This is a genomic window from Coriobacteriia bacterium, from assembly GCA_041658765.1.
Classification (GTDB): Bacteria; Actinomycetota; Coriobacteriia; order Anaerosomatales; family JBAZZO01; genus JBAZZO01.
In genome coordinates this window covers 173568-200477 of record JBAZZO010000001.1, presented here as the reverse complement: position 1 = coordinate 200477, position 26910 = coordinate 173568, and the positions used below count along the sequence as shown (strand labels likewise).

General features: G+C 67.1%; 27 protein-coding genes. All 27 read right to left on the bottom strand.

Features of this window, described 5'->3' with window-relative positions:
* Positions 1–43: 43 nt before the first annotated feature.
* The 27 genes from WC971_01020 to mltG all read right to left on the bottom strand — a co-directional run bounded on the left by WC971_01020 (position 44) and on the right by mltG (position 26908).
* Entirely contained in the window at positions 44–1132 is a 1089-nt protein-coding gene (locus tag WC971_01020; protein ID MFA5843392.1) for a Xaa-Pro peptidase family protein, read from the bottom strand.
* Complete coding sequence (aroQ, locus tag WC971_01015) at positions 1129–1566, bottom strand: type II 3-dehydroquinate dehydratase (protein ID MFA5843391.1); 438 nt, start codon at positions 1564–1566, stop codon at positions 1129–1131. The genes WC971_01020 and aroQ overlap by 4 nt, the downstream gene beginning before the upstream one ends.
* On the bottom strand, positions 1563–2687 hold the full coding sequence (gene aroB / locus WC971_01010; protein MFA5843390.1) for a 3-dehydroquinate synthase: 1125 nt from the start codon (positions 2685–2687) through the stop codon (positions 1563–1565). The genes aroQ and aroB overlap by 4 nt, the downstream gene beginning before the upstream one ends.
* Positions 2684–3211: a shikimate kinase gene (locus WC971_01005; GenBank protein MFA5843389.1), complete on the bottom strand. Its 528-nt coding sequence runs from the start codon at positions 3209–3211 to the stop codon at positions 2684–2686. Before WC971_01005 ends, aroB begins: the two co-directional genes overlap by 4 nt.
* Positions 3208–4356, bottom strand: a complete 1149-nt coding sequence (gene aroC / locus WC971_01000) for a chorismate synthase (GenBank protein ID MFA5843388.1) — start codon at positions 4354–4356, stop codon at positions 3208–3210. Before aroC ends, WC971_01005 begins: the two co-directional genes overlap by 4 nt.
* Before the next feature lie 58 nt (positions 4357–4414).
* A complete protein-coding gene (locus WC971_00995) occupies positions 4415–5059 on the bottom strand; it encodes a hypothetical protein (protein ID MFA5843387.1) in 645 nt (214 codons plus the stop codon).
* A gap of 18 nt (positions 5060–5077) precedes the next feature.
* Positions 5078–5653, bottom strand: a complete 576-nt coding sequence (gene pilO, locus WC971_00990) for a type 4a pilus biogenesis protein PilO (protein MFA5843386.1) — start codon at positions 5651–5653, stop codon at positions 5078–5080.
* 13 nt (positions 5654–5666) lie between these two features.
* The gene (locus tag WC971_00985) at positions 5667–6281 is read right to left on the bottom strand and encodes a PilN domain-containing protein (protein MFA5843385.1); all 615 of its coding nucleotides are present in this window, start codon (positions 6279–6281) and stop codon (positions 5667–5669) included.
* Positions 6278–7411 (bottom strand): type IV pilus assembly protein PilM, encoded by a 1134-nt coding sequence (gene pilM / locus WC971_00980; protein MFA5843384.1) that lies wholly within the window; start codon positions 7409–7411, stop codon positions 6278–6280. Before pilM ends, WC971_00985 begins: the two co-directional genes overlap by 4 nt.
* Before the next feature lie 178 nt (positions 7412–7589).
* The gene (locus tag WC971_00975) at positions 7590–9005 is read right to left on the bottom strand and encodes a hypothetical protein (protein ID MFA5843383.1); all 1416 of its coding nucleotides are present in this window, start codon (positions 9003–9005) and stop codon (positions 7590–7592) included.
* 19 nt (positions 9006–9024) lie between these two features.
* Entirely contained in the window at positions 9025–9627 is a 603-nt protein-coding gene (locus WC971_00970) for a hypothetical protein (protein MFA5843382.1), read from the bottom strand.
* Between the two features lie 12 nt (positions 9628–9639).
* Complete coding sequence (locus WC971_00965; GenBank protein ID MFA5843381.1) at positions 9640–11244, bottom strand: hypothetical protein; 1605 nt, start codon at positions 11242–11244, stop codon at positions 9640–9642.
* A 73-nt stretch (positions 11245–11317) separates the two neighbouring features.
* On the bottom strand, positions 11318–12151 hold the full coding sequence (locus tag WC971_00960) for a prepilin peptidase (GenBank protein MFA5843380.1): 834 nt from the start codon (positions 12149–12151) through the stop codon (positions 11318–11320).
* 146 nt (positions 12152–12297) lie between these two features.
* Positions 12298–12684 carry a type II secretion system protein gene (locus tag WC971_00955; protein MFA5843379.1) on the bottom strand — a complete coding sequence of 129 codons (387 nt, stop codon included), beginning with the start codon at positions 12682–12684 and terminating at the stop codon, positions 12298–12300.
* Positions 12685–12819: 135 nt separating this feature from the next.
* Positions 12820–14010, bottom strand: a complete 1191-nt coding sequence (locus WC971_00950; GenBank protein MFA5843378.1) for a type II secretion system F family protein — start codon at positions 14008–14010, stop codon at positions 12820–12822.
* Positions 14011–14082: 72 nt separating this feature from the next.
* Complete coding sequence (locus WC971_00945) at positions 14083–15756, bottom strand: ATPase, T2SS/T4P/T4SS family (GenBank protein MFA5843377.1); 1674 nt, start codon at positions 15754–15756, stop codon at positions 14083–14085.
* Between the two features lie 121 nt (positions 15757–15877).
* Positions 15878–17440: a hypothetical protein gene (locus tag WC971_00940; GenBank protein MFA5843376.1), complete on the bottom strand. Its 1563-nt coding sequence runs from the start codon at positions 17438–17440 to the stop codon at positions 15878–15880.
* A gap of 4 nt (positions 17441–17444) precedes the next feature.
* Entirely contained in the window at positions 17445–17972 is a 528-nt protein-coding gene (locus tag WC971_00935; GenBank protein ID MFA5843375.1) for an ATP/GTP-binding protein, read from the bottom strand.
* Between the two features lie 26 nt (positions 17973–17998).
* Positions 17999–19549: a DUF4388 domain-containing protein gene (locus WC971_00930; GenBank protein MFA5843374.1), complete on the bottom strand. Its 1551-nt coding sequence runs from the start codon at positions 19547–19549 to the stop codon at positions 17999–18001.
* Positions 19550–19591: 42 nt separating this feature from the next.
* On the bottom strand, positions 19592–19918 hold the full coding sequence (locus tag WC971_00925) for a roadblock/LC7 domain-containing protein (protein MFA5843373.1): 327 nt from the start codon (positions 19916–19918) through the stop codon (positions 19592–19594).
* A 385-nt stretch (positions 19919–20303) separates the two neighbouring features.
* Entirely contained in the window at positions 20304–21989 is a 1686-nt protein-coding gene (locus WC971_00920; GenBank protein MFA5843372.1) for an ATPase, T2SS/T4P/T4SS family, read from the bottom strand.
* A gap of 2 nt (positions 21990–21991) precedes the next feature.
* Positions 21992–22897 (bottom strand): shikimate dehydrogenase, encoded by a 906-nt coding sequence (gene aroE, locus WC971_00915; protein MFA5843371.1) that lies wholly within the window; start codon positions 22895–22897, stop codon positions 21992–21994.
* 42 nt (positions 22898–22939) lie between these two features.
* The gene (locus tag WC971_00910) at positions 22940–23437 is read right to left on the bottom strand and encodes a YqeG family HAD IIIA-type phosphatase (GenBank protein ID MFA5843370.1); all 498 of its coding nucleotides are present in this window, start codon (positions 23435–23437) and stop codon (positions 22940–22942) included.
* 33 nt (positions 23438–23470) lie between these two features.
* On the bottom strand, positions 23471–24163 hold the full coding sequence (locus WC971_00905; protein MFA5843369.1) for a hypothetical protein: 693 nt from the start codon (positions 24161–24163) through the stop codon (positions 23471–23473).
* The gene (locus tag WC971_00900; protein ID MFA5843368.1) at positions 24160–24894 is read right to left on the bottom strand and encodes an ABC transporter permease subunit; all 735 of its coding nucleotides are present in this window, start codon (positions 24892–24894) and stop codon (positions 24160–24162) included. The genes WC971_00905 and WC971_00900 overlap by 4 nt, the downstream gene beginning before the upstream one ends.
* Entirely contained in the window at positions 24891–25847 is a 957-nt protein-coding gene (locus WC971_00895; protein ID MFA5843367.1) for an ABC transporter ATP-binding protein, read from the bottom strand. The genes WC971_00900 and WC971_00895 overlap by 4 nt, the downstream gene beginning before the upstream one ends.
* Positions 25847–26908, bottom strand: coding sequence for an endolytic transglycosylase MltG (mltG, locus tag WC971_00890; protein MFA5843366.1), 1062 nt, complete (start codon positions 26906–26908; stop codon positions 25847–25849). The genes WC971_00895 and mltG overlap by 1 nt, the downstream gene beginning before the upstream one ends.
* Positions 26909–26910 lie beyond the last annotated feature (2 nt).

Below are 26910 nucleotides of genomic sequence, written 5' to 3'. Positions count from 1 at the left end.
CGCCTGCTGCCTTCCTTCCACGAAGTGCGTCCGCGCGCGAGCGCTAGACCTCGAGCAGACCCTTCGGGGCGTGGGAGAGAAGGCGACATCCGCCTTCTTCGACGACCACGAGGTCCTCTATCCTAACACCCCCTATGCCGGGCAGGTACACACCCGGCTCGATGGTCACGACCGACCCTTCCCGCACCGACTCGCGAGCGCGTGCCGACAGACTCGGCAGCTCGTGGACCTCGAGGCCCACCCCATGACCGAGCCCGTGACCGAACGCGTCCCCGAGACCGCGCGCGCGCAGAAGGTCGCGCGCGACGGCGTCCACAGCGGAACCGGGAAGCCCCGGGCGCAGCGCCGACAGTGCGGCCTCGTTCGCCTCGAGCACGGCATCGTACAACTCGCGTTGGCGCACCGTGGCGGGTCCGATGACGACGGTCCGCGTCATGTCCGAGCAATAGCCGCCGTACCGCGCCCCGAGGTCGAGCACGACGAGATCGCCGCGCTCCAGGGGCCGTCTCCCGGGCCGCGCGTGCGGCCGCGCGGAATCCGGCCCACCCGCGACGATGGACTCGAACGCGACACCATCGGCACCGGCTTGGCGCATCGCTGTCTCGAGCGCGACCGCGACATCCGTCGCGAGCATGCCCGGACGCAGCGTCGGGAGGACGGATCCGAGAGCGTGGTCGGCGATCGCGGCGGCAGCGGAGATCCTCTCGATCTCCTCCGGCGTCTTGACCTGCCTGATCTCCTCGATCCACTGGTCGGTCGCGACGACGTTGCCACAGAACTGCTCCGAGACGAACTTGAAGCGACCGTAAGGCACGGACGACTCCAGAGCGAGCGTCTCGACACCGTCCTCACGCGTCGCGGCGCACAACTCGATGTAGAGGGACTCGACCTGCACCGCGACGTCCCACGCCGTGCCCCGAGCCGCGTCGACTGCGGCCTCGGCGTACCGGAAGTCGGTGTGGAGGCGGGCCGAGGTCCCGGTGACGACGCACGCGGCGTTCGCTCCCTGATCGAAGACGTCCTCGAACCCCGTGACGTAGCGCATGTTCGCGATGTCGGTCACGAGAAACGCGTCGACGCCGCCATCGACCATCCGGCGGCGCAGCGCGGCCAGAGCGTGATCGGCGTTCATCGCCCGGCTACCGCCGCGACGGTGGCCTCCAAGCCCAGCACGTACGAGTGCGGACCGAATCCCGATACCTGCCCCAGACACGCGGGTGCGATGACGCTCTCGCGCCGGAACCCCTCGCGCGCGGCGATGTTGCTCAGATGCACCTCCACGACGGGAAGCTCGACCGAGGACACGGCGTCGCGCAGCGCGTACGAGTAGTGCGTGAAGGCCCCGGGATTGAAGACCATCGCGTCGTATACCCCACGCGCGGCGTGGATCGCGTCGATCAGCTCTCCTTCGTGGTTCGACTGGACGAACGCCACGTCCACTTCCAGATCGGCGGCGCGTTCGCGGACCATCCTCTCGATGTCCTCGAGCGTGGTCGTCCCATAGACGTCGGGCTCACGCGAACCGAGCGCACCGAGATTGGGTCCGTTCATCACGAGCACCTTCATGTGAGATCCACCCCCGTCTTCTCCCCTTGTCCCGTACTCCACGACGCGAGGACCTCGCGCAGCAGTGCCTCGGGCGGCTCGACGACCGTCCAGGAACCGGGAGCGCGCAGAACGACGAACCGCACCGCTTCGCCCCTCACCTTCTTGTCGGCGCGCATCGCTTCGAGCAAGTTCCCGGGGTCGGCGGACAACGCCGTCCTCGTCAGACCGAGCGCGTCCAGAAGCGACGCCTGCCGTGCTACGAGTCGGGAGTCCGACTCGCCGAACCGGACCGCGAGCGTCGCGGCGAACCGCATCCCCTCGGCGACCGCGAGACCGTGCGGAACGGTCCCGTACCCGGTGACGACCTCTATCGCGTGACCGAGGGTATGACCGTAGTTGAGGCTCTCCCGTGGACCCGCTTCGCGTTCGTCCAGCGAGACCACGGACGCCTTGTGCCGGACGCACGCGAAGACCGCCCCGGCGGTCGCGGACGACTCGCCCTCGGCTAGGGCCGCCGCGTCCGTCTCGATCTCAGCGGTCTGCTCCTCGCCCGCGAGCAGCGCGGTCTTCGCGACCTCGCCGAGACCGGAGACCCTCTGCGCGGCGGACAGCGTGGCGAGCGTGGCGACATCGGCCACCACGCAAGCGGGCTGCAGGAACGCACCGGCGAGGTTCTTGCCATGCACGAGATCGACGCCCGTCTTGCCGCCGACCGAGCTGTCGACCTGGGCGAGCAGGGTCGTGGGAACCTGGACGTACGGGATGCCGCGCATGTACGTAGCTGCGCAGAAGCCCGCCAGGTCTCCGACCACGCCGCCGCCGAGAGCGACGACCGCATCCTTCCTCGAGAGCGGGACCGACGCCAGCGTCTCTAGCACCTCGCCCGCGCGCGCCCATGATTTCGACGTCTCGCCGGGCGGGACGACGATGCGGACCACTTCGACACCGGCGCCGGCGAGAGACGCCTCGACGGCGTCCGCCCACAACCCGGCCACCGTCGTATCGGTGACCAGCGCCGCCCTCCGTGCGCCCGTCGTCTCCCGCAATCGCTCGCCCAGGAACGCGAGCGAGCCTTCACCGACGAACACGTCATACGGACTCGCGGTCCCCACATGTACCGTGAGCGTCTCCCTGTTCATGGCGTGCACCGTACGGGGAACCTGTCGCCCAGGACGTCCGCGACGAGACCGGCGACCTCCTTCGGCGTGCGACCCGCCGTGTCGACGATGAGGTCGGCGGTCGCGCGATACAGTGTCGACCGCGCGGCGAGGAGCGTGTCCGCGAGCGCAGCGCCCTCACCGGCGAGAAGCGGGCGGCCGCCGGTGTCCCCGATGCGCGCGAGCGCTTCTTTGGCGGACACCTCGAGCAGGACGACCGTGCCACTCGAGCGCAGCGTCGTGCGATTCTCATCGCGCACCACGACCCCGCCACCGCACGCGACTACCGAAGGCGACCCGTCGAGCAACGCGCATAGCGCCTCGGATTCCGCGCGGCGGAACCCGTCCTCGCCTCGTTGCGCGAACAGGTCGCTCACGCGAGTCCCTTCGCGCTCCTCGACGAGCGCGTCGAGATCGACGAAGGGCATCCCGAGCCGACCCGCGACAAGGCGTCCGACGACTGTCTTGCCCGCACCCATGAAGCCGATGAGGTAGAGATTGCTCACCGATGGATCCTCGCACGGTAGGCGACGAGCGCCGCTACGATGTCTGCGAGACAGTCCGCGCCGAACTTCTCCGTGTACGCGCCGGCGAGGGTGAGCGCGACCTCCGCCTCCGCGACCACGGCCGCCGCCGGGACGGCGCACACGTCCGAGCGCTCCCGCGCCGCGTCGACGGGCTCGTGCGAATCGATGTCGACGGTGCGCAGAGCGGACGTGAGCGTGGGGATGGGCTTCATCGCGGCATGGAGCACGACCGGCTCGCCGTTGGACATGCCGCCTTCGAGACCGCCCGCGCGGTTGGTGGCCCGGAAGAACCCGCGTTCCTCGTCGAAGAGGATCTCGTCGTGCACCTGGGACCCGAGTCGGCGCGCCCCGGCGAATCCGTCCCCGAACTCGACGCCCTTGATCGCCGGGATCGAGATCACGGCCGCAGCCAGACGCGCGTCGAGGCGTGCGCACGCCTCCGCATAGCCGCCCAGACCGGGCACGACGCCCTCGGCGACGACCGTGAAGACGCCGCCCAGACTCTCCCCGGCGGCCGCGGCCGCGTCGATCGCCGAGCGCATGAGCGCTGCCGCCGGCGCGTCCGGACACCTGACGTCGCTGCTCTCGACGGCCTCAGGATCGACGTCCGCGGGATCCGAATCGATATCGGCGACCACTTCCCCGATCGAGGTCACCCAAGAACGCACCCGCACACCGAGAGGAGCGAGCAGCGCCTTCGCGACGCCGCCGGCGGCGACTCGAGCAGCCGTCTCGCGCGCGCTCGCGCGCTCGAGGACATCGCGTATATCGTTCGCTCCGGTCTTCTGGAGGCCCGCAAGATCCGCGTGACCCGGACGCGGCGCGGTCACGCGGTCCGGCGACTCGGGACCTTCGGCCGACATGACGTCGGTCCAGTGCTCCCAGTCGCGGTTCGCCACGGAGAGGGCGATCGGGCTACCGAGCGTGCGCCCGAAACGGACGCCGGAGAGGATCAACACGCGATCGCGCTCGATCGCCATGCGGCCGCCTCGGCCGTAGCCGACCTGACGCCTCGCAAGGTCCGCGTCGATCCTGGCGGCTTCGAGTTCGATCCCGGCGGGCACTCCGGTGACGACGGCCATGACGGCACGCCCGTGGGACTCTCCAGCGGTGACGTATCGCACGCGACCATCCTCCAGCGTCTCGGTGGCTCCCATCCTACCGCACCGGCGTGAGGGAGCCCTACTTGGAGACGCCGACACCCGCGGTCAGGATGACCTGTTCGTCGCCGAAGAGCATGACGACCGACGACGACCTGATGTGAAGGACGCGCCAGTAGACGGACTCGCCGGGACCGGTGACGAGTTCCTCACCCTCGGCCAGGGTGTAGGTGTTCCCCCCGAGCAGCAGCCGCGCCTTGGGCGTTCCGTTCTCGGTCACGATGTCGTCCAGGTAGAGCGTGTTCGGATCGAGTACCGGACCGGACGACGCGGAGGCCGAAGAGGACGCCTCCACCGCCTTCACCGGGAGCTTGATCGGCTTGAACGGGTCGCGGAACGTGAACACCTCCGTGTTGGGCACGCGAACGGCGGGGGTCGGAGGCACCTCCGGTTCGAGGGTCGGCGCGGGAGCGCTGGTGGCCGGTGTCGCCGCTCCTGGCTTCACCGCGGTCTCCACCGGCGGCACGGTGACGCTGTTGTCGAGCACTGTCATGGCGAGCAGCACGACAGTGCTGGCGATGACGACCAGCAAGAGGGCGGCGGTGCCCGCAAGAAGGCCGCGCCCGGCTCGAGTCGCGAGGAACGTCATGACGCGCCCCTGGGGTACGGCGACACTCCCGGTACCGTTCTCGGCGGACGTCTCGAGCGCTGCCAGATGATCGACCATCGGTGTTCGCCTCCTCCCCTACTGGGCCGGCACGGCTGCAGGCGGCAACATGATGAACGCCTCGAGGCTGATGGACACGTTCTCGATCATCGGCGCGCCTGTGGCCTCTTCCGAGACGGCCTCGGGAGCGACCGTCAGGTTGAGCACGCGCACCCGGCGCGTCATCTTGTCGAGCTTGCGCAGGAACTCGATGATGTCCGCCCACTCGCCGGAGACCTGCAGGCTCAAGGGCAGCGCGGCGAAGCCTTCGCGGACCGCCGGACGGTTCGACTGGAGAGTCGTGAAGTCGAGACCGGAGTCGTTCGCGACGTCCTGCAACTCGATGATGAGGGCCGGCAGCTGCGGGGCGTCGGGGAACTCGTTGGCGAGCCTCATGAGTTGAGCCTGCGTGCCGGCGGCGCCGGCCTTCGCACCCTGACGTCGGGCGAGAAGCGCCTGCGCCTGCGCGATCTGGTCTTCGGCGACCTTGATGTCGGCCTTGACCTGACCGACGGCGCGGAATCGAGGCATCACGACGAGGACGACGACCGCCACGGCCGCGACGACGATCGCGGCGATCGCCACGATGAGCTGGTCCCTCGGCGAGAGCTTCATCGGCGTGCCTTCATCACGGTGCCTGAGCGGGCTGGCTGGGCGGGGCAGGCGCGCTCGGTATCACTAGGGACGTGGATATCTGGAACGTTATCGTCGACGCCCCGCCTTCCTCGGTGGGCTCGGCCTTCGTCGATGATCCAAGCCACACGTTGTAGAGCTGGTCGAGGTCGGCGAGACGCACGAGTAACTTCGCTATGGCCTTGTGCCCCGAATCCGGAGCGTCGACGGCGTCGACGGCCTGTCCGTCAAGCGTGAGTCCGCTGTCCTCAGCGGCGGCGAGCGAACTGAGCCAGACATCGTTGGGGAGTACGAGTGAGAACTCGGTGAGCAGCTTCGCCCAGTCGATCTTCCCCACGAGCGCCTTGTCGGCGATGACCTTCCGGGCTTCGAGGTCGGCCTGCTTCGCCTCGAAGACCTTGAACAGCTCGGCCTGACTCGACAGGTTCGTCGCCTGCTGCTCCTTGTCGGCGAGTTCGCCGCGGACGTTCATGACGGCGAGCGACGCATAGCCCCACGCGCTGAAGAGCAGGATGGTGACACCGAGAGCGCCGAACATGACGTAGACCCAGCGCCGCTCGGCTTTGCGCTTCGCGATTATCTCGGGAGGGAGGAGGTTGATGCGTATCACTTCATCGCACCTCCGAGCGCAAGACCGACCGCGGGAGCGCATCCCATCCGGTCGGCCTGGACGACCGCGGACGCCGACGAAGCGAGCTGAACGCGGTCGAGCGGGTCGGCCAGTTCGACCGTCGCCTGCAGGCCCTTCTCGAGGTACTCCGCCATGTTGCCGAGCTGTGCGCCGCTACCCGTGAGCAGGATGCGTCTGATCGTGCGGATCTGCGCCGTCTGGGTGAGGTAGTAGTCGAGCGAGCGGCGAACCTCCGCGATGAACTTGTTGACCTCGCGCTCGAGCGCGTCCTGAGCGACCTGCACGACCTGCGGGTCGAGATCGCTCGCCGTGGCCGGGGGACCCTCCGAGCCCATGGCGGGGAGACCGACTTGGAGCTTGATCGCCTCCGCCTCGTCGAAGGTCAGGTTCAGCACGTTCGCGATAGCCTGGCTGAACTGGTTGCCCGCGAGAGACGAGACCCTGTTGAAACGCGGGATGCCCTTCTCGACGACCGCGATGTTGGTGACGCCGGAGGATATATGGATGACGCCGACGGCTTCGCCGGCCTCCTCGCCCTCCTCGGGGAGCACGTCGGCGGAGTCGGCCATCAGCGCGCGGACGATCGCGAACGAGGTGACGTCGATCTGTGTGAGCTTGAGGCCGGAACTCTCGACCGCATGTACGGCGAGCGAGATCATGTCGCGCTGTGCCGCGACGAGCAGCACCTCCATCATGTGCTCGTCGCTGGGCGTCATGTAGTCGCCGATGACCTGGAAGTCGAGGATCGCGTCCTCGATGGGGATCGGGATGTAGTCCTGCGCCTGGTACTGGATTGCGCCCTCGAGCTCGGTGCGCTCCATGAAGGGCAGGTCGATGAGGCGAACGACGACCTTCTGGTTCGAGACGCCGATGGCGCACTCGCGGGTGCGGATACCCGACCGGCGCAGGACCTCCTTGATGGAGCCGCTCACCGCCTCGGCGTCCACGATCTCGCCTTCTACGACCGCGCCCATGGGAACCGGGACGACGCCATAGCCGTTGAGGACGAAACCGGAGCCTGCTGGCTTGACGGAGGCGACGCGCACATGGTCGGTCCCGATATCCAGACCGATCGCGGTCGCACTGGTACCCAAGGAGAAGAGGCCCACAGGAGTCCTCCCTCTTTCACTGCTGCGTCAAGGCTACTACTGTGCTGCTGCGATGTGCTCCCGTGCGCCGGTCCCGCGTGACGATGGTCCTTCGGACATGCGCGAAGGCCGGGCACGCGGGCCCGTCGATGCCTATGAAAGCGCAATTCGCCCAGCTATGCAAGCGCAGACCCCCCCGCTAGTTGATCCCCTCGTGCCAGCGGGTCGACAGAACGACGCGCCCGTTGCCGCCCGGAAGCGACGGCGGGAGGTAGTTCGGCAGGTTCGAATCCGTGAACAGGTGAGCGTTGTTGACCGTGCTGGCGCCGTCCATGAAGGCAAGGTCGGCAGCGAGTACCGACCCCACGAAACCGATGTTGTTCGCGGTGAACTCGAGCCGCGTCCCGGCGAACCACGCTCCCGCGACGACGATCGAGTTGTTCCCCGCGCCGGCGACGCTCACGCTTATCTTGCCCGGAGAGGTGATGCCGAGCACCGTGCCCGCTAGCGTGCGGTCGGCGTCGGTGAACCCCTGCGGAAGGAGTATCTCGGAGATGCGGGCGTCCCCCTTGACGACCATCGTGCCGTTCCCGACGTAGCGGATCGGCACGTCGAAGTAGACGTCCCCGTCGACGAAGACCGTCCCGTAGACGTAGAGGGTCCGCGTGCCCGCGTCCCACACGAAGTCGTCGCCCTCCGCCGCGTCGCCGAACGATGCCATCGTGGAGAAGCGCACGGCGGGAGCCGTCCCCTGGATGCCGTCGACGTCGTCGAGGACCTTGTAGTAGCGGGTCGCGCCGACGAGCAGCGAACCGGCCGGATTCGGCGGGTTGATCCCGCGCAGCTCGTTGTTGGGGGTCGTCGTCTGCCCGGTAGTACCCTTCAGACCGTCGAGACTCTCGGTCTTGGCGTTGTCGTACGCCTGATCGAAGTTCGGTGAGGGCAGGGTCAGCTGCGGCACGTTCGGGTCGACGTTCCCGTAGATGTGTCCGCCCGTGATGGTGCCGTCGCAGAAGATGTCGACCGGCTGGGTGGTGGTGCCGATCCCGGCCGACATGCTGTTGAGCGAGATCCCGCCATCGCGCACGAAGAGCGGCCCCACGTTGAACTGCGAGTTGCCTCCTGCCGATAGCTCGCCCGTGATGTAGAACGGGCCGTCGACGGAGGTGTTGCCGTGCAGCGTGCCGCCGCCGCCTCCCTGGAACGTGCCGGCGCCCATGACGAAGTTCCACAGCGAGACGTAGAAGACCCGGCTCGAGATCGTCCGGTGGATCGAGCCGTCCTCGTTCACCGTGCCGGTCGACACGAGGGCGTACTGGTAGCTTCCCTGTGGGACCGCCTTCACGTAGGCCGTCCCAGATGGCGTCGTGACCGTCCACGAACTCGGGACGGAACTGCCCATCGTGCGGATGCGCCACATCGCGGAGTCGAGACCCGCCTCAGCGACGTGCAGCGACTGAGTGGACATGCGCTCCCGGCGGCTCTGGAAGACGTTGTCGCTCGACATGGCGAAGGCGCCGATGGCCAGCGCCGAGATGATGGTCATGATGCCGAGGACGGCGATGAGCACCGAGCCCTCGTCCGCCCGTCCGTCCTGGCGCGGAAGCCGCCACATCGCCGTCACTCTCCCTCGCTCACTGCGCGTTGCGCAGGAACACGTCCGTCGAATCCTCGAAGACCGTCGGCACCGCTCCTGTCGTCTGCGTCGAGACCCGGACCGTGATTATGTGCGTCCGCGTGAGGCGGTCACCGTTCTTCGGCGGGGTGAAAGAGGGGTCGGGCACGGCCGTGGTGCCGACGGACTCCCAGTAGCTGAAGAGCGGCTGCGAGAGGGAGACGTTACGGACGTTCGAGGCCATCGTGCGCTGCTGGAGCAGTGTGTACGGCGAGTTCAGCAGGCGGACGGTCACCGTCAGCCTGCGAGTCGTCCCGTCGAGCGCGTACGTGATCGACTCCATGATGCCGTCGTCATTGCTGTCCGCGCTGAACCGGATCGAGTAGTCCTGGGCGTCGGCGATGTCCATGGTCTCGCGCAGTGTCCGCGCCATCTGGTGGAGGGTCGCGCCCACCTCGCGCGACTGGCGCGTGTTCGCGTCGACCGCGTTGAACGCATGGAGACTCGTATCGAGCATCATGTACGCCGCCGAGAGCACGAGCAGCCCGATGGTCGAAGCGATCGTGAGCTCGAGGGCGGAGAAGCCCCCGTCGCGTCTCGCGTGTCGCGTGGATGTCCGCATGCCGGCAGGCTCCTAGGGGATCATCAGGGGTCCCGTGGCGGCCCCGGTCAGGTATACGACGTTGCTGCGCATGTAGGTCACATCGGGCCCACCTGAGGGTATGGCGGCCAGTCGTGCCTCCACCTGGAAGTACATCGGCGGGTTGACGGAGTTCGTCGTATACGAGCTCGCCGCGGTCGAGGCGACAAGGGTCGGAATGTTCGTACCCGGCGTCCACGAGGAGGATTCGTAGATGTAGTACGTCACCGCGACAGCCGGGTTCGGAACCGAGTAGAGAAGGGTCACGTCCGAATTGTTGCCGATCTTGACCCCGGTCCCCGTCAGGCGCGGTGCTGTCCAAGCCCTCGGGCGCGTCGAGTCGATGTTGTTACGGTCGAAGCCGGAACTCGGACCGCAGATTCCGCGCGGGCCGAAGATGTGCAGGTGCACATCGTAGAGCGTCAGAGGCGCGAAGATGAGCCCGGTAGGCGCGCCTGTCCCGAGCATGTAGCTCCCCGACGGGTCGAGCGCCGTGCGGTTCGGCTCGGTCGGGAAGCTGTCCAGGTTGCTGTTCCCGCCCCCGGCGGTCACCGTGGCGATGCGGACGTTGTAGTGCCTGCACACATCGGTGCCGTCGTACGGCGGCGTCCACTGCATGAGCAGGCGAGAATAGTAGCGGTCCTGATTCGCTGTCGGCGTCGTCAGGGTCACCGTGTTGCTCGTCCCCCACGAAGGCGCGTAGTTGTCGACTAACAGGTCGCGCGTCCTGTAGTCCGTCGAGCCGTTCGCCGACCAGACCTGCACCTTGACGGTGCGAACACCGTCGCGCCACACCGGCGTCGAGGAGTCGTCCATGGACTTGCTGTCGACGGGGTAGCCCGGCGTGCCCGACGTCGTGAAGCTCGCCACCGCCAGCGACCAGTACGCGGGACTCGGCAGCGGCGTCGCGTAATCGTTGAGCAGCGGCATCTGGGCGCCGTTGGCGCCCGAGATCCAGAACTGCAGGCGCGTGAGCATGCCCGCCGTTCCCGTGGTGTTCGCCGACGCCTTGAGCCAGACGAGCCCGGCTGTCTCGCTCGGACTGTTGGAGTTCCCCGACCATTTGCACGCCTGGTGCTGACCGGTGGGATTGAAGATGACGGAGTTCGCCGCGGGTACGACCGTGTTGTCGTAGACGACCGTCGGGATGCCGCCTTGCTCGTTGCTGCGGTCGCGCACGTACGTCTCGAAGGACATCGATCCGGTGGCCCAGGTGACGCCGATCGTCACGTGCTTGTAGTCCGTCGCGTTGACCGTGGACGTCGTGTTGTTCACCGGATCGTCGACCCAGGTGACGGAGCGCGTGATGGTGAACTCCACGCCCTGATAGCTCGTCGTCTCGGAAGAGGCGAGCGTGCCCGATATCTCGGGGCTGACCCCCCCTACCGTCCCCACGTCGAGATACGTCATCGACCTGGCCTGCTCGATGAGCAGGTTCCCGAGGTTCGTGGCGATCGACATGACGTTCGCCGAACGGCCCTGCTTCGCCGACGAGACGACCAGACCGAACGTGGCCGTCAGCATGAAGAACGCCAGGAACGCGGCGAACATGACCTCGATGAGGCTGAAGCCTTCTTCGGACCCGCAACGGCGCCGCACGTCGCACCGACCTCCGTCTCCCCCGTCATTTATCGGCAGAGCGAGAGTGTCGCTTGACCTCGCGCCCGTCATGTCACATACCCACCAGGCGAAGGTACCAGCCCCACATCTGCGGCCCGGCGAGCACGGTCGCCACGCCTGAGATCGCGAGGAACGGTCCGAAGGGTATCCTGCGGAACCTAAGAACCCCCTCGTCGTCACGGGGGCGGTGCACCAAGCCGACCGCGCTGCCGAGAGCGCTGCCGAGGAAGAACGCCAGCGCGACGTAGAGGCCGAGGTGAAGCCCCATCGCCCCGAGCAGCTTCACGTCGCCCATCCCGAAACCCGCGCGTCCGCGGACCCTCTGGTAGGTCACGGCGACGGCGAAGCTCACTCCGGCCCCTGCCACGGCCCCCACGAGAGCGGCAGGCAGAGGCTCGCTGAAAGGACCGCTCACCGCGACGCCGACCAACGGCAAGATGGGAGCACCGCTCGACTGGGAGACGGCCGCGAAGACGAGACCGAACGCCGCCAAGAGCCCCACCAGGGAATCCGGAAGGCGGTAGGTGTCCAGGTCGATGAAGGCGAGGATGAGCAGCACGTAGAAGAACCCTACCGCGGCGACACAGGCCAGAGTGAGCCCGAATCGCCAACCCGCGAGCACCCAGAGCGCGCCCGAGAGTGCCTCGACGAGAGGGTAGCGGCCCGAGATCCGGACGCGGCAGTCGCGGCACCGCCCCCCGAGGACGACCCAGCTCAGGACGGGTACGTTGTCGTACCAGCGGACCGGCCGGCCACAGAGCACGCAATGCGAGCCCGGCGATGACAGCGACTCGCCGCGCGGGAGCCGCCAGATGACCACGTTGGCGAAACTCCCGAAGACGAGTCCGAACACGCCGAGGGCGACGAGAAAGAAGTCGTGGTACATGCCATCAGCGTACCGCCGGCGGCGGCCCAGGGGAACCCACACACGTAAGGAGGCCGGCGGGCTTCTCCCGTCGGCCTCCTTGATCGGCTCACCGTTCCCGGCGAGCCGCGACTATCAGCAGTAGGGTGCGGGCTTGCTGTTGGATCCTAGTAGTGCGCGTGCACCTCTCCGGCAGCCGCGAGGTTCTCAGCTCCGAGGATACTGTCGATCCTGCCGTTGCCGGCGATGGTGCCGTTATACGTGTAGGCAGTCGTGTTCACGGGGCACGCCGGCGGCGTGGCGATGTAGCTCGGGCTCAACGGAGTCACCGGGCTCGCAGCCGCAGCGGCGGGGAAGTTGCCGTTGTGCTCGGCTGCGTAGGTCTGCAGAGCGCCTTCGATGGTGCGCTGGTTGGCGAAACACGACTTGCGCTGAGCGTTGGTCTTCGCGGAGTTGAAGACCGGGATGGCGATAGCGACAAGGATACCGATAATGAGAACTACGACCATGAGTTCGACGAGGGTGAAACCCTCCTGCTTCCGGAACATTCTCATGTCCGTAAGCCTCCTCTCCCCTATTGGGGTTGTAAACCGCTCCCGCGGCCCTACTGCTACACCGTGTATATCGGGTTCCCGCTTCCACACTTTAGGGTCTCTTCCCCCATTTCCTGACAGACGCCGGACCCGCGCCTACTTGACGAGGCTGATGATGCTGAACATCGGCATGTAGAGCGCGATGACCATGCCGCCGACGATCAAGCCGAGCGTGGCCATCATCAGCGGCTCGATGAGCGATGTGAGGCCCTCGACGGACGTCGAGACCTCTTCGTCGTAGAAGTCCGCAATCTTGTTGAGCATCGCGTCCAGAGCGCCCGTCTCCTCGCCGACCGCGATCATCTGCACGAGCATCGACGGAAACACCGACGACTCCGAGAGCGGCTTCGCGATGGTCTCGCCTTCCTTGATCGCGGAGCGGACCTTCTTGACCGCGCGCGCGACGACCTCGTTGCCGGCGGTATCGCCGACGATGTCGAGCGCGGAGAGGATGGGCACGCCCGCCGTGACGAGCGTCCCGAACGTCCGCGTGAACTTGGCGAGCGCCATCTTGCGGGTGATACCGCCGAAGACCGGCATGCGCAGCTTGATGCCGTCCCAGATGAACCGCCCGCTGGCGGTGGAGGTCCAACGCTTGAAGGCGACGTTCAAGCCCACAGACACGACCACGACGATGATCCCGCCAGCGCCTCGCACGAAGCCGGAGATGTCGACGAGTACCTGCGTGGGGACCGGCAGCTTGCCGCCCATCGACGCGAACATCCCCTGGAAGGTCGGCACGACGAAGACCATCATCGCGACGAGGATGATCAGCACGAGGGCGCCCATCGCGACCGGGTACGTCATCGCGGACTTGATCTTACCTTTGAGTGCGGCGTCCCGCTCGAAGAAGTCGGCGACGCGAAGGAGCACCTCGTCGAGCACGCCGCCGGTCTCGCCCGCTCGCACCATGTTCGTGAAGATCGGCGGGAAGATCTTCGGGTGCTTGCCCATCGCGTCGGACAGGGACTGCCCGGACTCCACATCGCGACCGACCTGCTGCACGATGTCCCGCATCGTGGCGCTCTCGGTCTGACCGGCGAGGATCGAGAGGCACTTCGTGAGCGAGAGGCCCGCGTTGATCATCGTCGCGAACTGGCGCGCGAAGATGGTGATGTCCTTCATCTTGACGGAGCCGCCGCCGATCTTGAAGCCGGTGACGGCGGCGAAGCGGTCCTCGTCGAGGCTCAGGATGATGAGGCCGGACTGGCGCAGCTTCGCCGAGACGGCCTCGCGCGTCTCCCCCTCGATCTTGCCCTTGGTGACCTTGCCGGACTTGTCTCGCACCGAGTAGGCGTACGTGGACATAAGCCCGCTGCCTTTCGTCGTGAGGGACCCTCGACGATTATACCGCGCCGCTCAGACGATGACCCGGACGATCTCCTCGATCGACGTGGCGCCGTTGCGGACCTTCTCGAGGCCGTCCTGCTTCAACGTGAGCATCCCCTGCGCGACAGCGACCCGTTTGATCGACTCCGCGGTGGCCTCCTCGACGGTGAGCTTCGAGATCTCCTCGGACATGAGCAGGATCTCGTGTACGCCGAGCCGTCCGCGATAACCGGTCCCTCCGCAGCGCTTGCACCCGCCGGGACGGAACAGCGTCTCGGGGAGAGCGTCCTCGGGATAGCCGGCATCGAGCAGCATCTGTCTGGGCGGATTGAACTCCTGCTTGCAGTCGGGGCACAGCCGCCGCGCGAGGCGCTGCGCGAGCACGCAGTCGACCGCGGAGGCGATGAGGAACGGTTCGACGCCCATCTCCGTCAGCCGCGAGATCGCACCCGAGGAGTCGTTGGTGTGCAGCGTGGAGAGGACGAGGTGGCCGGTGAGCGCGGATTCGATGGCGATCTGGGCCGTCTCCTGGTCGCGGATCTCGCCGACGAGGATGACGTCGGGGCTGCAGCGCAGGAACGAGCGCAGCGCGCGCGCGAACGTCAGACCGGCCTTGACGTTCGTCTGGCACTGGTTCACGCCGGGAAGCCGGTACTCGACCGGGTCCTCCGCGGTGAGGATGTGGCGCGCCGGATCGTTCAGCACGTTGATCGCCGCGTACAGCGACGTCGATTTCCCCGAACCCGTCGGGCCGGTGACGAGGATCGCGCCGTACGGCTTGCGGAACGACGACTCGAACCTCTCGAGCGCGTTCGGGAGGAAGCCGAGGTCCTCGAGGCGCAGCATGATGGAGTCCTTGCGCAGGATGCGCAGGACGACCCTCTCGCCGTAGACGGTCGGCAGCGTCGAGACGCGGAAATCGAGCTTGTGCCCGGCGATCGTCAGAGCGGTGTGACCGTCCTGCGGCTTCCGGGACTCCGCGATATCCATGTCGGCCATGATCTTGAACCGGCTGATGATCGACTGCTGGACCGACTTGGGGCTGCGCATCACCTCGTGGAGCACGCCGTCCACACGATAGCGGACGCGAAGATCCTTCTCCTGAGGCTCGATGTGGATGTCGGACGCACGGTCGGAGACCGCCTTGTTGATGATGTAGTTGACAAGCTTGACGATGGGCGCGTCGGACGCGAGGTCGGAGATGGCCTCGATGTCGGCAGCGTCGAATTCTGCCGCTCCCGAGAACTCGTCCATGTCCTGGTGCTCGGCGACCTTGTAGTACTCCTCGATGGCCGCGACGATGTCGTCCTTCGTGGAGATGGCGGGCTTGATCTCGAAGCCGGTGATGATCCGCAGGTCGTCGAGGGCGAGCACGTTCTGCGGATCGGCCATCGCGACGAGCAGCTGCTCGTCCTCGGTGATCTCGATGGGCATGAGCAGGTACCGCGCCGCAAGGTCCTTCGGGACGATCGCCACCGCGTTCGGCTCGGGTTTGCGCTCGGCGAAATCGATGTACGGGATGCCGATCTGCCGGGCCATCACGGAGAGGATGGCACCCTGGCTGGCATAGCCGAGATCGACGAGGACGCGCCCGAGCGGACTGCCCGTGGCCTTGTGGACCTCGAGCGCGTCGCTGAGCTGACGCTCGGTTATGATACCGGCCTTGAGCAGGAGCTGGCCGAGACGCTGTCCGGCTTCCGCCACGGTCACGACCTTCTCGGTTCGCGGGAGACGTCACCGATCCCGTCGGACGCGTTCACCGCGCCGACGTCATCAATCCTACGACACCCATGCTTATCGGGACAGTCGCGCGGGGTCTTGAGCGTCAGCGACCTTCCCAAGCGCGGCGCATCTCGGCGAAGAGTCTATTGGCGATACGGCGGTACTCCTCATACGAGGGCGATCCCGGATGCACGCCGACCCTGCCCTTCTCGTCGCTGAAGCGCAACTCCACGGGTGCGACGGGTAGCCACGAAGCCGCCCGGTCGCGCCCGGTCGCAGGCTGCACGTCGGAGGCGACCGGCGCGGGCGGCTCTTCCGTCGGCGGCACCCAGACCTGATCGGGTTCGGGAGCGGCGACCGGCTCGGGCACTGGCGCGGACTCGGGTTCTGGCGCGGGCTCGAAGACCGCTGCGGGCGGTTCTTCCGTCGGCGGCACCCAGATCCAGTCGGGCTCCTCCGCGGCGGGTTCGGGAGCGATGACCGGTTCCAGCGCGGGCTCGAAGACCGCTGCGGGCGGCTCTTCCGTCGGAGCGACCCAGACCTGATCGGGTTCCTCAGCGGCGGGTTCGGGAGCGATGACCGGCTCGGGCACTGGCTCGGGTTCGGATTCCAGCGCGGGCTCGAAGACCGCTGCGGGCGGCTCTTCCGTCGGAGCGACCCAGACCTGATCGGGTTCCTCCGCGGCGGGTTCGGGAGCGATGACCGGCTCGGGCACTGGCTCGGGCGCGGGTGTGGGCGTGATCACCGGAACAGTCGAGCTGGGTTCCGGCGGAATCACAGCCACAGGTCCCATATTCGGCGATTCGGAAGGGAATGGCGGGAGCATCTCGGACAACGGCCTGCTGACTTCGGGTGCGGCGACCGAGGGCCTGCCGCGACCGAACGGCCAGAATCGGCGACGATCGGATGGCATCTCGAAGACCGGGCGCGTATCAGGTATTGAGGGTAGTCCCTCGACCCCCGTGACGAGCCCGGTCGAGTCGGGACCGGACGGCTCGGAGACCGCATGCTTGCGGCCGAACGAGAACCCGAACGACTTCGGAGCCCGCCCGGATCCGCGTCCTTTCTCGGGCTTCGGCGGCTTGGGCGCCTTCTTCGCTTTCTTCGCCTTCGGCTCCTTCGGGGCCTTCTCGGGCTTCGGTGGCTTGGGCGTCTTCTCGGGCTTCGGTGGCTTGGGCGTCTTCTCGGGCTTCGGTGGCTTGGGCGTCTTGGGCAGCTTGGACGCCCTCGAGAACAGTCCCCTCTTCCGCTTTGGCGCGCGTATCGGCTCGTCGACCGTCGGCTCGGCCATGATCGCCGGGATGTCCTCGTCCTGAATGAGAACCTCGCCTACAGCGGCAGGCGGTTCGAACGATCCGGGGACCGCGACCGGTGTCGTCTCGACGGGCATCGCGTCACCCAGACCGGCCTCCGCCTCTGGCGGCATCTTCGCCGCCTTCCCGGGCTTCGGCTGCTTCGGCGCCTTGGGCGGCTTCGGCGGCTTCGGCGGCTTCGGAGCCTTCTCCGGCTTGGGCGCCTTGGGCGGCTTCGGCTGCTTCACGGGCTTGGGCGCCTTAGCACGCGCAGCACCGGGCTTGCTCACCTTGATGAGCAGCGAGACCACGATCCCGAAGAGCGTGACCGAGACGACGAGAACGACCAACAGGACGATGACCATGATGTCCATAGCTCTATCCCATACTCTCGAGTATCCGATAGAGGAGTCCCAGCAAGACCGCTTTCACACTCTCCTTGTCGCGAGCGTCCACCGCGAACAAGGGGACGTACTCTTCGAGCCGCAGGTCGTCGCGTACCTTGCGAAGAGTCTCGAGGTCCTCCGCGGCGACCTTGTTCGCCGCGACCACGAACGGCACGTCTGCCATCCCCGTGAAGAACTCGATCATGGCCGTCGCGTCACGCACGGAGTCGGAACTCATCGCGTCGACGAGGAGCACGAAACCGAGCATGCCTTCCGACAGAGTCTCCCACATGAAAGAGAACCGCTGCTGGCCGGGCGTCCCGAACAGGTACAGCACCACGTCGTCCGAGATCGTGATCCGGCCGAAGTCCATCGCGACGGTCGTCTCGCCGCCGCTCTCTCCCGAAGCGTCGCTGACCTGGCGCTCCGTCGAGAGGACGGTGATCTCACTCACCGCCTTGATGAACGTCGTCTTGCCGGCGTTGAAGGGCCCTGTGACGACGACCTTTACCGACTGCATCCGCGCGTGCTCCGTCCGTCGTCCGACTACAACTGTTTGATGCCTTCGATGATCCGCATGACCAGATCCCGGTCCACGCCCTGATCGCGCTGAAGCGTCTTCCCCTCATGCGTGGCCTCGGGGATCCGGTTGACGCTAGCCTGCAGCCGGGGCCGCCCCGCTCCTCCACCGGTCAGCGCGGTGAGCTCGTCGCCAAGCACGCTCGTGAGCCCGACGTCACCGTCGAATTCAGCGAGATAGGCGTCCGTACTGATCACCTGCGTGGGCTCGTTCTCCGGCTTGGACAGCGACGTCAGCAGGTCGCTGAGGTCCGGACCCTCGTGCGGCGCCGCCTTGGTACCGATCGCCTCGACATCCGCAGGCTCGGCCTCGAGTTCGACCGGAAGCTCCCCGAGACCGAGCGCCATGATGTCCTTCTCGAGGTCCCCGGTGAGCTCCGGAGTAGGCGCAGCCGCGGGAGCCGCGGACTCCACGGTCTCGGCCGACCCCGATTCCGACATCGGCTCGAAGACGCCGGGTACGAACGGGACATCGGCCTCCTCGGACTCGACGGGCGCCGCGGGCATGGCCGCCGGGGCAGCTGGAGCGGATACCGCCGCCGACGGCTCGAGCACCGCTCCCATCATCTGCTCGAAGACCGCCATGTCCTCGGCGGAAGGCACGGCCTTGTCGTCGGCGAGGAACTCCGGCATCTCGGGCTCGGGGGCGGATCCGCCGAGTTCGAGAGCTTCGGGGAGCGAGACGACCGGCGCGTAGCCGACCTCCACCGGCATCTCGCCCTCTACGGCGACTGGAGCGGACGCGTCGGAGTGACCGAGACCGCGCTCGGCACTCTCTGCACGGAGCCGCTCGACCTCGTCATCGGTGGGCACCTCGAGCAGGCCCGCCGAGAAGAGCCCGTAGATGACGCGCGCTATCTCGAAATCGGTGCGGCCGGTCTCCGTCGCCAGTTCGGCGACGGAACGCGTACCGTCGACACGCAGCAGGAGGTTCCATTCGACCGGCTTGAGCGAGATCTCGAACGTGCCCTCGCCCGGTGCCGTCGCCATCTTGAAGACCATCTCCGTGGAGGGGACCTTTCGCTTGATGCGGGTCCACTCTTCGAGGCGTCGGCTCCCCTCCATGATGACGTTCTCGATGGAGACCGACAGCCCGATGTCCTCCTCAGATGCCGCTTCGAGAGGCTCGAAGTCGAAATCGCCCTCGTCCCAACGCATCAGGTCGAAGATGGTGTCCTGTATCTGCTCCTGGACGAACGTCTCCAGGACCTTCTCGGTTATGTAGCCCTCATCCACGAGGATCTGCCCGAGACGCCGCCCGTCGGAAGGTTCGGCGCGTCTGATGTCGAGACCCCGCGCGAGCGCCTGCGGTGTGATCCTGCTCGCGGCGACGAGACGCTCGCCGAGGGGGGCGCGCTGCCAGTTCGACTGCGCGAAGTAGATGTCGCCCTCCCGGAACCAGACGCTGCCCGCCGTCTCGGCGCGACGGATGCGCAGCACCCCGTTCTTCCGGCTGAATGTGACCAGCTGGAAGACGTCAGGAAGGCTGAAATCCTTCAGATTTCCCCGGAGTGCCACCGGCGACGGACCCTTCTCCCTCGAGCGAGCGGCGCCGCGCCGCTATCCGAGGATCTCACCCATCTCGGCGGCGGCGCTCTTCATGTCGTACAGCACGAGCCCGAGCTTCGCGTCCTGGGCGGCCAGCACCGTGAGGACGGCGCGGACGCCGGCGTTCACGAGCAGCACGTACCCGTCGTCACCTTCGATGAACACCTGCGTGAGGCGGCCCTTGCCGAGTTCGACCGCGGCGCGCTCGCCGAGACCGAGGATCGCAGCGGACATGGCGCCGACCCGATCCTCCTGCATCCCCGGCGGCAGAGCCGACGCCATGGTGAAGCCGTCGAGGCTCACGAGAGCGGCCGCCTGGATCTCGACGGAACGTGCTATGAGCCCGTTGAGACACCCGACGAGCCGTTCCTCGCGGCTTCCTTCCACCGGCAGCGGTGCCCGCGCGGTCGCCGTCGCCGGCGCCGGGTACGGCGCGACCTCGGCGACCTGCACGTCCGGCGCCATGGGGATCACCGGCGCGGGCGCCGGCGCCACCACGACCGGAGCGATGATCAGGTCGTCGTCCTCGAAGACATCGTCCTCGACATCACTGATGAAGTAGTCCCCGATGCCGCTGTCTGCCATGCGCGTGCCACCTCCTGGCGTGACCCTCCCAGCGGGACCGGCAGCGAACACCGGCGCGAAGGCCCGCCGTCGTGGGCGAGCCTTCTCAGTTTCTCACGCGTGAAGCGCGCGCACAACGGCACCCGCCACGATGGCGCTGCTAGACGACGACGCGCATGATCTCCTCGATGGATGTCTGACCCAAGAGCACCTTCGAGAACCCGTCGTCGCGCAGGGTGAGCATCCCCTCTTCGCGCGCCTGCCGCGCGATCTCGTCGCCGGAGGCGTGCTCGACGGCGAGACGCTCGATCGTCTCCGAGAGCACCATGACCTCGTGGACGCCCATGCGTCCCTTGTAGCCGATGCCGTTGCACTTCTTGCAGCCCTTCGCGCGGTAGAGCGTGGGAAGTTTCCCCGGCTCGAAGGGGAACCCGACGCGGCTCAGCGCTTCCTCGGACGGCTCGTACGCCTCCTTGCACTCCGAGCACAGACGCCTCGCGAGACGCTGAGCGAGCACACAGTTGACCGCCGAAGCGGTCAGGAAGGGCTCGATGCCCATCTCGGTGAGCCGGGTGATCGCCGAAGGAGCGTCGTTGGTGTGCAGCGTCGAGAGGACGAGATGGCCCGTGAGTGCGGCCTCGATGGCGATCGTCCCAGTCTCCTTGTCGCGGATCTCGCCGATCATCACGGTGTCGGGGTCCTGACGCAGGATCGAGCGGAGAGCGGCGGCGAAGCTGAGGCCCGCCTTCTCGTTCACCTGTACCTGCGACAGCCCCTGGAGCCGATACTCGACCGGGTCCTCGACCGTGATGAGGTTCGTCTTGGGATCGTTCGTCTTGTTGATCGCCGCGTAGAGCGTCGTCGACTTGCCCGAGCCCGTCGGCCCGGTGACGAGCACGGCGCCGTAGGGCTTGCTGAGCGCGTCCATGAGTCGCTCGAGGGGTTGCTGGAGGAAGCCGAGGTCCTCGAGTGAGAGCAGGATGGAGTCGTGCCGCAGGAGGCGGATGACGCACATCTCGCCGTTGACGACGGGCAGGACCGCGACGCGGAAGTCGACCGCCTTCCCGTCGAGGACGACCCCGAAGCGGCCGTCCTGCGGGATGCGCTTCTCGGCGATGTCCATGCCCGATGCGATCTTGATGCGGCTGATGAGTTGCCGGTGGAGCTTCTTCGGGCTGCGGATGACCTCCTGGCAGACGCCGTCGATACGGTACCGGACGCGCAGTTCGTTCTCGAGGGGCTCCACGTAGATATCGCCCGCACCCTGGCGGATGGCCTCGGTGATGATCAGGTTCATGAGCTTCGCGACCGGGGCGTTCTCGTCGCTCGCCTCGGCCTCATCGTCTTCGGTCGTGCTCGCGCTCGGACCCATCGTGCCCTCGAGGTCACCGACCATCTCGTCGACGTTCTCGTGCATCGCCGAGAACTTCTCGATCGCGGCAAGAAGATCGCTCTCCGCGCAGACCACGGGCCGGATCTCGTATCCGGTGACTATGCGCAGGTCGTCGATGGCGAAGATGTTCGCCGGATCGGCCATCGCGACGACGAGTTCCTCGTCCTGGAAAGCAATGGGCAGCACCGTATAGCGATGGGCGAGTTCGACCGAGAGGATCGTGGCCGCGTTCCCATCGATCTCGTACGTTCCGAGATCGACGAAGGGCAGGCCCATCTGCTCCGCGACAGCCTGAGCGACCTTGTTCTCGCTCACGACGCCCGTGTCCGCGAGTACCGACGTGAGGGTTCGCTCTTCGCCGGCCTCGTCGAGGGCGGTCTGCATCTGCTCGGCGGTGATGACACCCGCCTGCACGAGGATCTTGCCCAGGCGCTTCCCGGTCGCAGCAGTCACGTCTAGATCCCGAGTTCCTCGAACGTCGCGATGGAGCCGGAGAGCATCTCCGCGGCGGCGGCGCGCATGACGTCGCGCGGCGTGCGGGACTGCGCGCTCTCGTTCCAGATGTCGATGGCGACCGCGCCTTGAGCGACGAGCATGCCCATGCCGCCGACGGTCGTCGCGCCGGCAGCTGCCGCATCGAGGAGCAGCGCCGTCGGCTCCGGCCGGTAGACCATGTCGGCGACGACCTGCCCGGACCTGAGCCACGACGAGGGTATCGGGCTCGGGTCGTCCCGGCTCATCCCGACCGGAGTCGCGTTCACGACGAGGTCCGCCGACCGGACGACGTCGGCGGCGCCCTCATCGAGCAGAGCGACGGAGACCTGGGTCCCGTGGACCCTGTCGCCGAGACGCTCGATGAGCTTCTCGGCCCGGCCGAGCGTGCGGTTCACGATGGTGATGCGGGCGGCCTTCCCGAGGATGAGCGAGACGATGGCGGCACCCGCGGCACCGCCGGCGCCAATCATCGCGACCGATATCCCCTCCGAGACGAAGTCCGTCTCGGAGCCGAGCGCCTCCAGGAAGCCCCTGCCGTCGGTGTTGTAGCCGATGAGCCGTCCGTCGACGCAGTGGACCGTGTTCACCGCGCCCGCGAGCTTCGCGAGCATCGCGACCTCGTCGCAGAGCGCGAGCATCGCCTGCTTGTATGGCATGGTGACGTTGAAGCCGACGAACGGCAGCACGCGCGCGGCCTCGCAGAGTTGTATGAGGCCCGACTCGTCCTTGACGGGCAGCGGCAGGTAGACCCAGTTCAGGCGCATGGCGTCGTACGCCGCATTGTGCATGGCGGGTGAGAGGGTATGGCCGAGCGGCCAGCCCACGACGCCCGCCAGTTTCGTCCGTCCGTTGATCTGCAGGCCCACGGTCGTCAGCTCCTCTCGGTCCAGAGGCGCCCGCTGTGAAGTCTACGCCAGTGGTTGCCTATCGGCCAGGATACGGCCTTCCATCAACCGAAGCGCGAGCGTGTGCGGGAGGTCCGAGCGCGAAAGGGGCATGACCAGCACGGTCCGGGCGACGCCCACCAGACTGCCCCCGAGGATGTCCGTGAAGAGCTGGTCTCCGATGACCGCCGCCTCATTCGGTCGCGCTCCGAGGATCCGAAGCGCCTTGCGGAACGCGAACGGCAGCGGCTTGAGCGCCTTGTCCACCAGCGCGCAACCGAGCCCGTCCGCGACGGTCTTGACCCTGTCGTGCCAGTTGTTCGAGACGAGACAGAGCCGGAAGCCTCTCTCCGCGACGGCCGCCGCCCACGCCTTCGCGTCGTCGGAGACGATGTTCGTGTCGCGCGGCAGGAGCGTGTTGTCGAGATCGACGAGCAGCGCCGAGACGCCGGCCGCCGCGAGGACGTCGAGATCGATCGCATGAACGCTCGCGTAGTAGAGATCGGGGCTCAACAGCTTCATCACACGGTCCTCGGGTCCGTCACTATGGTCGGGTCATCGATCGGTGTGGCCCCGTTCGCCAGCCTGGCTCTCCTCGGAGCCCTCAGGTGGCGTCACACCGTCGAGTTCGCGGTCGAGCCTGTCGATACTGGTCTGCAGGTACGCAACGCGGTCGAGGCGACCAGCGGCCCGGTAGACCGACCGTAGAACCACGTAACCGTCGTGCTGCTCGAACCCGTTCGCCCAATCGGAGTGGAAGAGTGCCAGGTCGGCTTCGCGCACCGCTTCCTTGGGCCTGTGCGCGTAGATCATGAGGATCTGAGCGAAAGACGCGCGGAGCAGTCCCGAGCGAGGGTTGTTCTTCACGCTGTCCTCGGAGATGTTCAACGCCTCGTCGACACGGCCGTTGCGCACGACGATCCACTGCGCGACGTAGTAAGCCTGGATGAACTGCGGGTCGAGCACGGTCACGAGACGCATATTGGGAAGCATGAAGCGCTGACGGTCGACCGCCCCTTCCCCGTAGTACTCGTGGTAGACCGGGTCCACGCGGTTCCAGAGCACCGCCGCGGCGAAGGTGCGTAGCCCGGTGAGGTACGCGAAGCTGGCGCGACCGAGCGCGTATCCGGTGCCCGTGACCGCTGTGGCGGGAGGGTTCGCGTCAGACAGCGCCTGTCCGAAGAGCGCCACCGCGAGCAACGCGACCGCAAGCGCCACCGAGGCGGGCGCGGAGCGAAGCAGACTCACAGGTCCCGCCTCCGGAACGCGACGCTTCCCAGGAGCACGAACATCGCGGCGTACCCTATCGCGACAAGGATCATGTAGCCGGCGTACGCCGCCGAGATGCCGTTCCCATGTGCGACGGGGTTGATGACGTCGAGCGGGTCGAGCGACGGGAAGAGCGCCCAGGCGATGCGCGGGGCCGCGGAGCCGAGCAGCGCGGCCCGCGAGTGCGCCACGAACACGAACGCGATGGAAGCCACCACCACCACGATGGGACCGACGAGGGTCGATACCGCGACGGCGAATGCGGCGACGACGCTCGTCTCGAGCCAGACGCCGAGCGCGCCTTCCCACAGACGCCACATCGCGTCTCCGTACGTGATCTGACCGATGACCTGGTTGACGACCGTGAACGCCGCGATGCACGCGCCCAGGACGCCCACGATCCCGAGCCAGGTCCCGAGAACGTACTCCGATCGGGCCACCCTCTTCGAAAGGACGTTGTACACCGTGCGACGCTCGATCTCACCAGGGATGCGGTTCGCCGCGAGCGTCAGCGCGACGACCAGCGCCGCCGCGTAGCTCAACGCGAGTGCCACCTCGCGGAAGACCGCCTGGACGATCCCCAGGCTGTAGCTCGGCAACGACGGGATCGCGACCGCCATGACGCTGCCGAACAGGACGACGACCCACACTATCTTGCGGCGGACGCTGTCCATGACCACGGCGGCCGCTATCGCGTAGACCCGCCTCACGACGACCCACCCTCGACCGATGCCGAGAGCAGCCGCGAGAAGTAGTCCTCGAGCGACTCACGCTTGGGCGACACGGAAACGATGGAGCCCCCCGCATCGTCTACCGCGTCGACGACGCGGCGGACATCCGCATCCGCGACGGAGAAGACCCATACCGCGCCGGAGACCGCGACGTCTCGAACCAGTCCTTCCAGCGCGTCCGGCAGTCCTGACTGGAGACCGCGCACCCTCATCGACGTCTGCCCCGCGATGTTGAGAAGGTCGTCGATGTGGCCTTCGGCCGCGACCCGGCCGCGATTCATGATGGTCACGCGATCGCACACGACCTCCACCTCGGAGAGCTGGTGGGACGAGAGAAGGACCGTCACGCCCCGCTCGCGCAGGCCGAGCATGAGGTTGCGCATGTCTCGCTGGCCGACCGGGTCGAGACCCGAGGCGGGCTCGTCCAGGACGACGACGCGCGGGTCTCCCAGGAGAGCCTGTGCAACGCCGAGCCTCTGCAGCATCCCGCGCGAGAACTTCGAGACCTGGACGCGTTCCTTGCCTTCGAGACCCACGAGTTCGAGCAGGTCCATCGTCCGACCGCGTATGTCGCCTTCACGCAGCCCCACGAGGCGGCCGTAGAGACGCAATGCGGCTGCGGCGGTGAGCTGCTGCGGGAAGTACGGCTGTTCGGGAAGGAATCCCAGGCGCGCGCGCCCGACGGGGACGGTCGAAGGGATGCCCTCGACCTCGAACACGCCCGCCGTCGGAATGACGAGTCCGAGGAGCATCTTGATCGTCGTCGTCTTCCCGGCGCCGTTGGGACCGAGGAGCCCGTGGATCGTCCCCTCCGCCACCGACAGCGAGACGTCGTCGACGACGCAGCGCTTCGGCTTCCCGATGCGGATCGGATACTCCTTCCGCGCCCGCTCGATCCTTACGGCGAGCGCCTCGCCTCCATCACCCGCCATCACGGCACCACCTTCCGTGACGCCCGCTTGGCTTTGAGGAAATCCGCCACGTTCGTGGTGAACGTATGCGCGCCGCTGCGGCTCGTCAAGACGTAGTAGAGATACCCCGTCTCCGCCGGCTTCGCCGCCGCCTTCAGCGATGCGAGCCCGGGGCTGCTGATCGGGCCTGGAGGCAGTCCTTCGTGGGTGTAGGTGTTGTACGGGCTCTCGACCTTGAGGTCCTCGAGACTCAAGCGAGGCTTCGTCCCCGGCAGGACGTATTCGAGGGTGGCGTCGATCTGGAGCTTCATGTGGGTCCGGAGACGATTGTAGATGACCGAGGCGATGAGGGGCCTGTCCCGCGCGATCTTCGCCTCGCGCTCCACCATCGACGCCAGCGTCACCCACTCGTGCCGGTCGAGACCGCTCCCCGTGAGATAACTCAAGTCGATGCCGGACGTCTCCGTGCCGAACTGAACGAGCATCATGCGGATCACCTGCTCCGCCGTGGTGCCCTGCTTCACGCGATAGGTCTTGGGGAAGAGATAGCCCTCGAGCGACCCGGTGTGGTCGTCGGCGAGGAACGGGAAGTCGAACCGTCCGGCGCCGGACCTGGCGATCCGGCGGAACTCCTCGACGTCGATACCGGCCACCTTGCCGAACCGCTGCGCCATCTGCTCTATGGTGAAACCCTCGGGGATGAGGACGCGGTAGAAGACCGCTGGCGGTCCGGCCACCAGCGCGTCGATGGCGGCCGTGTAGCCCATCCCGGTCACCATGTCGTACGTCCCGGCCTTCAACTCGCCGTCGACGCCGCGCCTGCGCGCCTGAAGGCGGAGCATGTTCGCGTTGCGCACGATGCCCTCGCCGGCGAGGATCTGTGCGATGCGCTCGCTCGATGCCCCATGGGGCACGACGACCTCCACGGAACGGCCCTCATCGACCGGGACCGCGGCGCGGACGAAGATGGACCACCAGACGACCGCGACCGCGAACAGGACGACGAAGGCGACCGCGAGCCCTGCCGCGACCCCGGTCAAAGTCCTACGGCTCGCTCGCCGCATGCCGTGGCGTCCGCTCACGC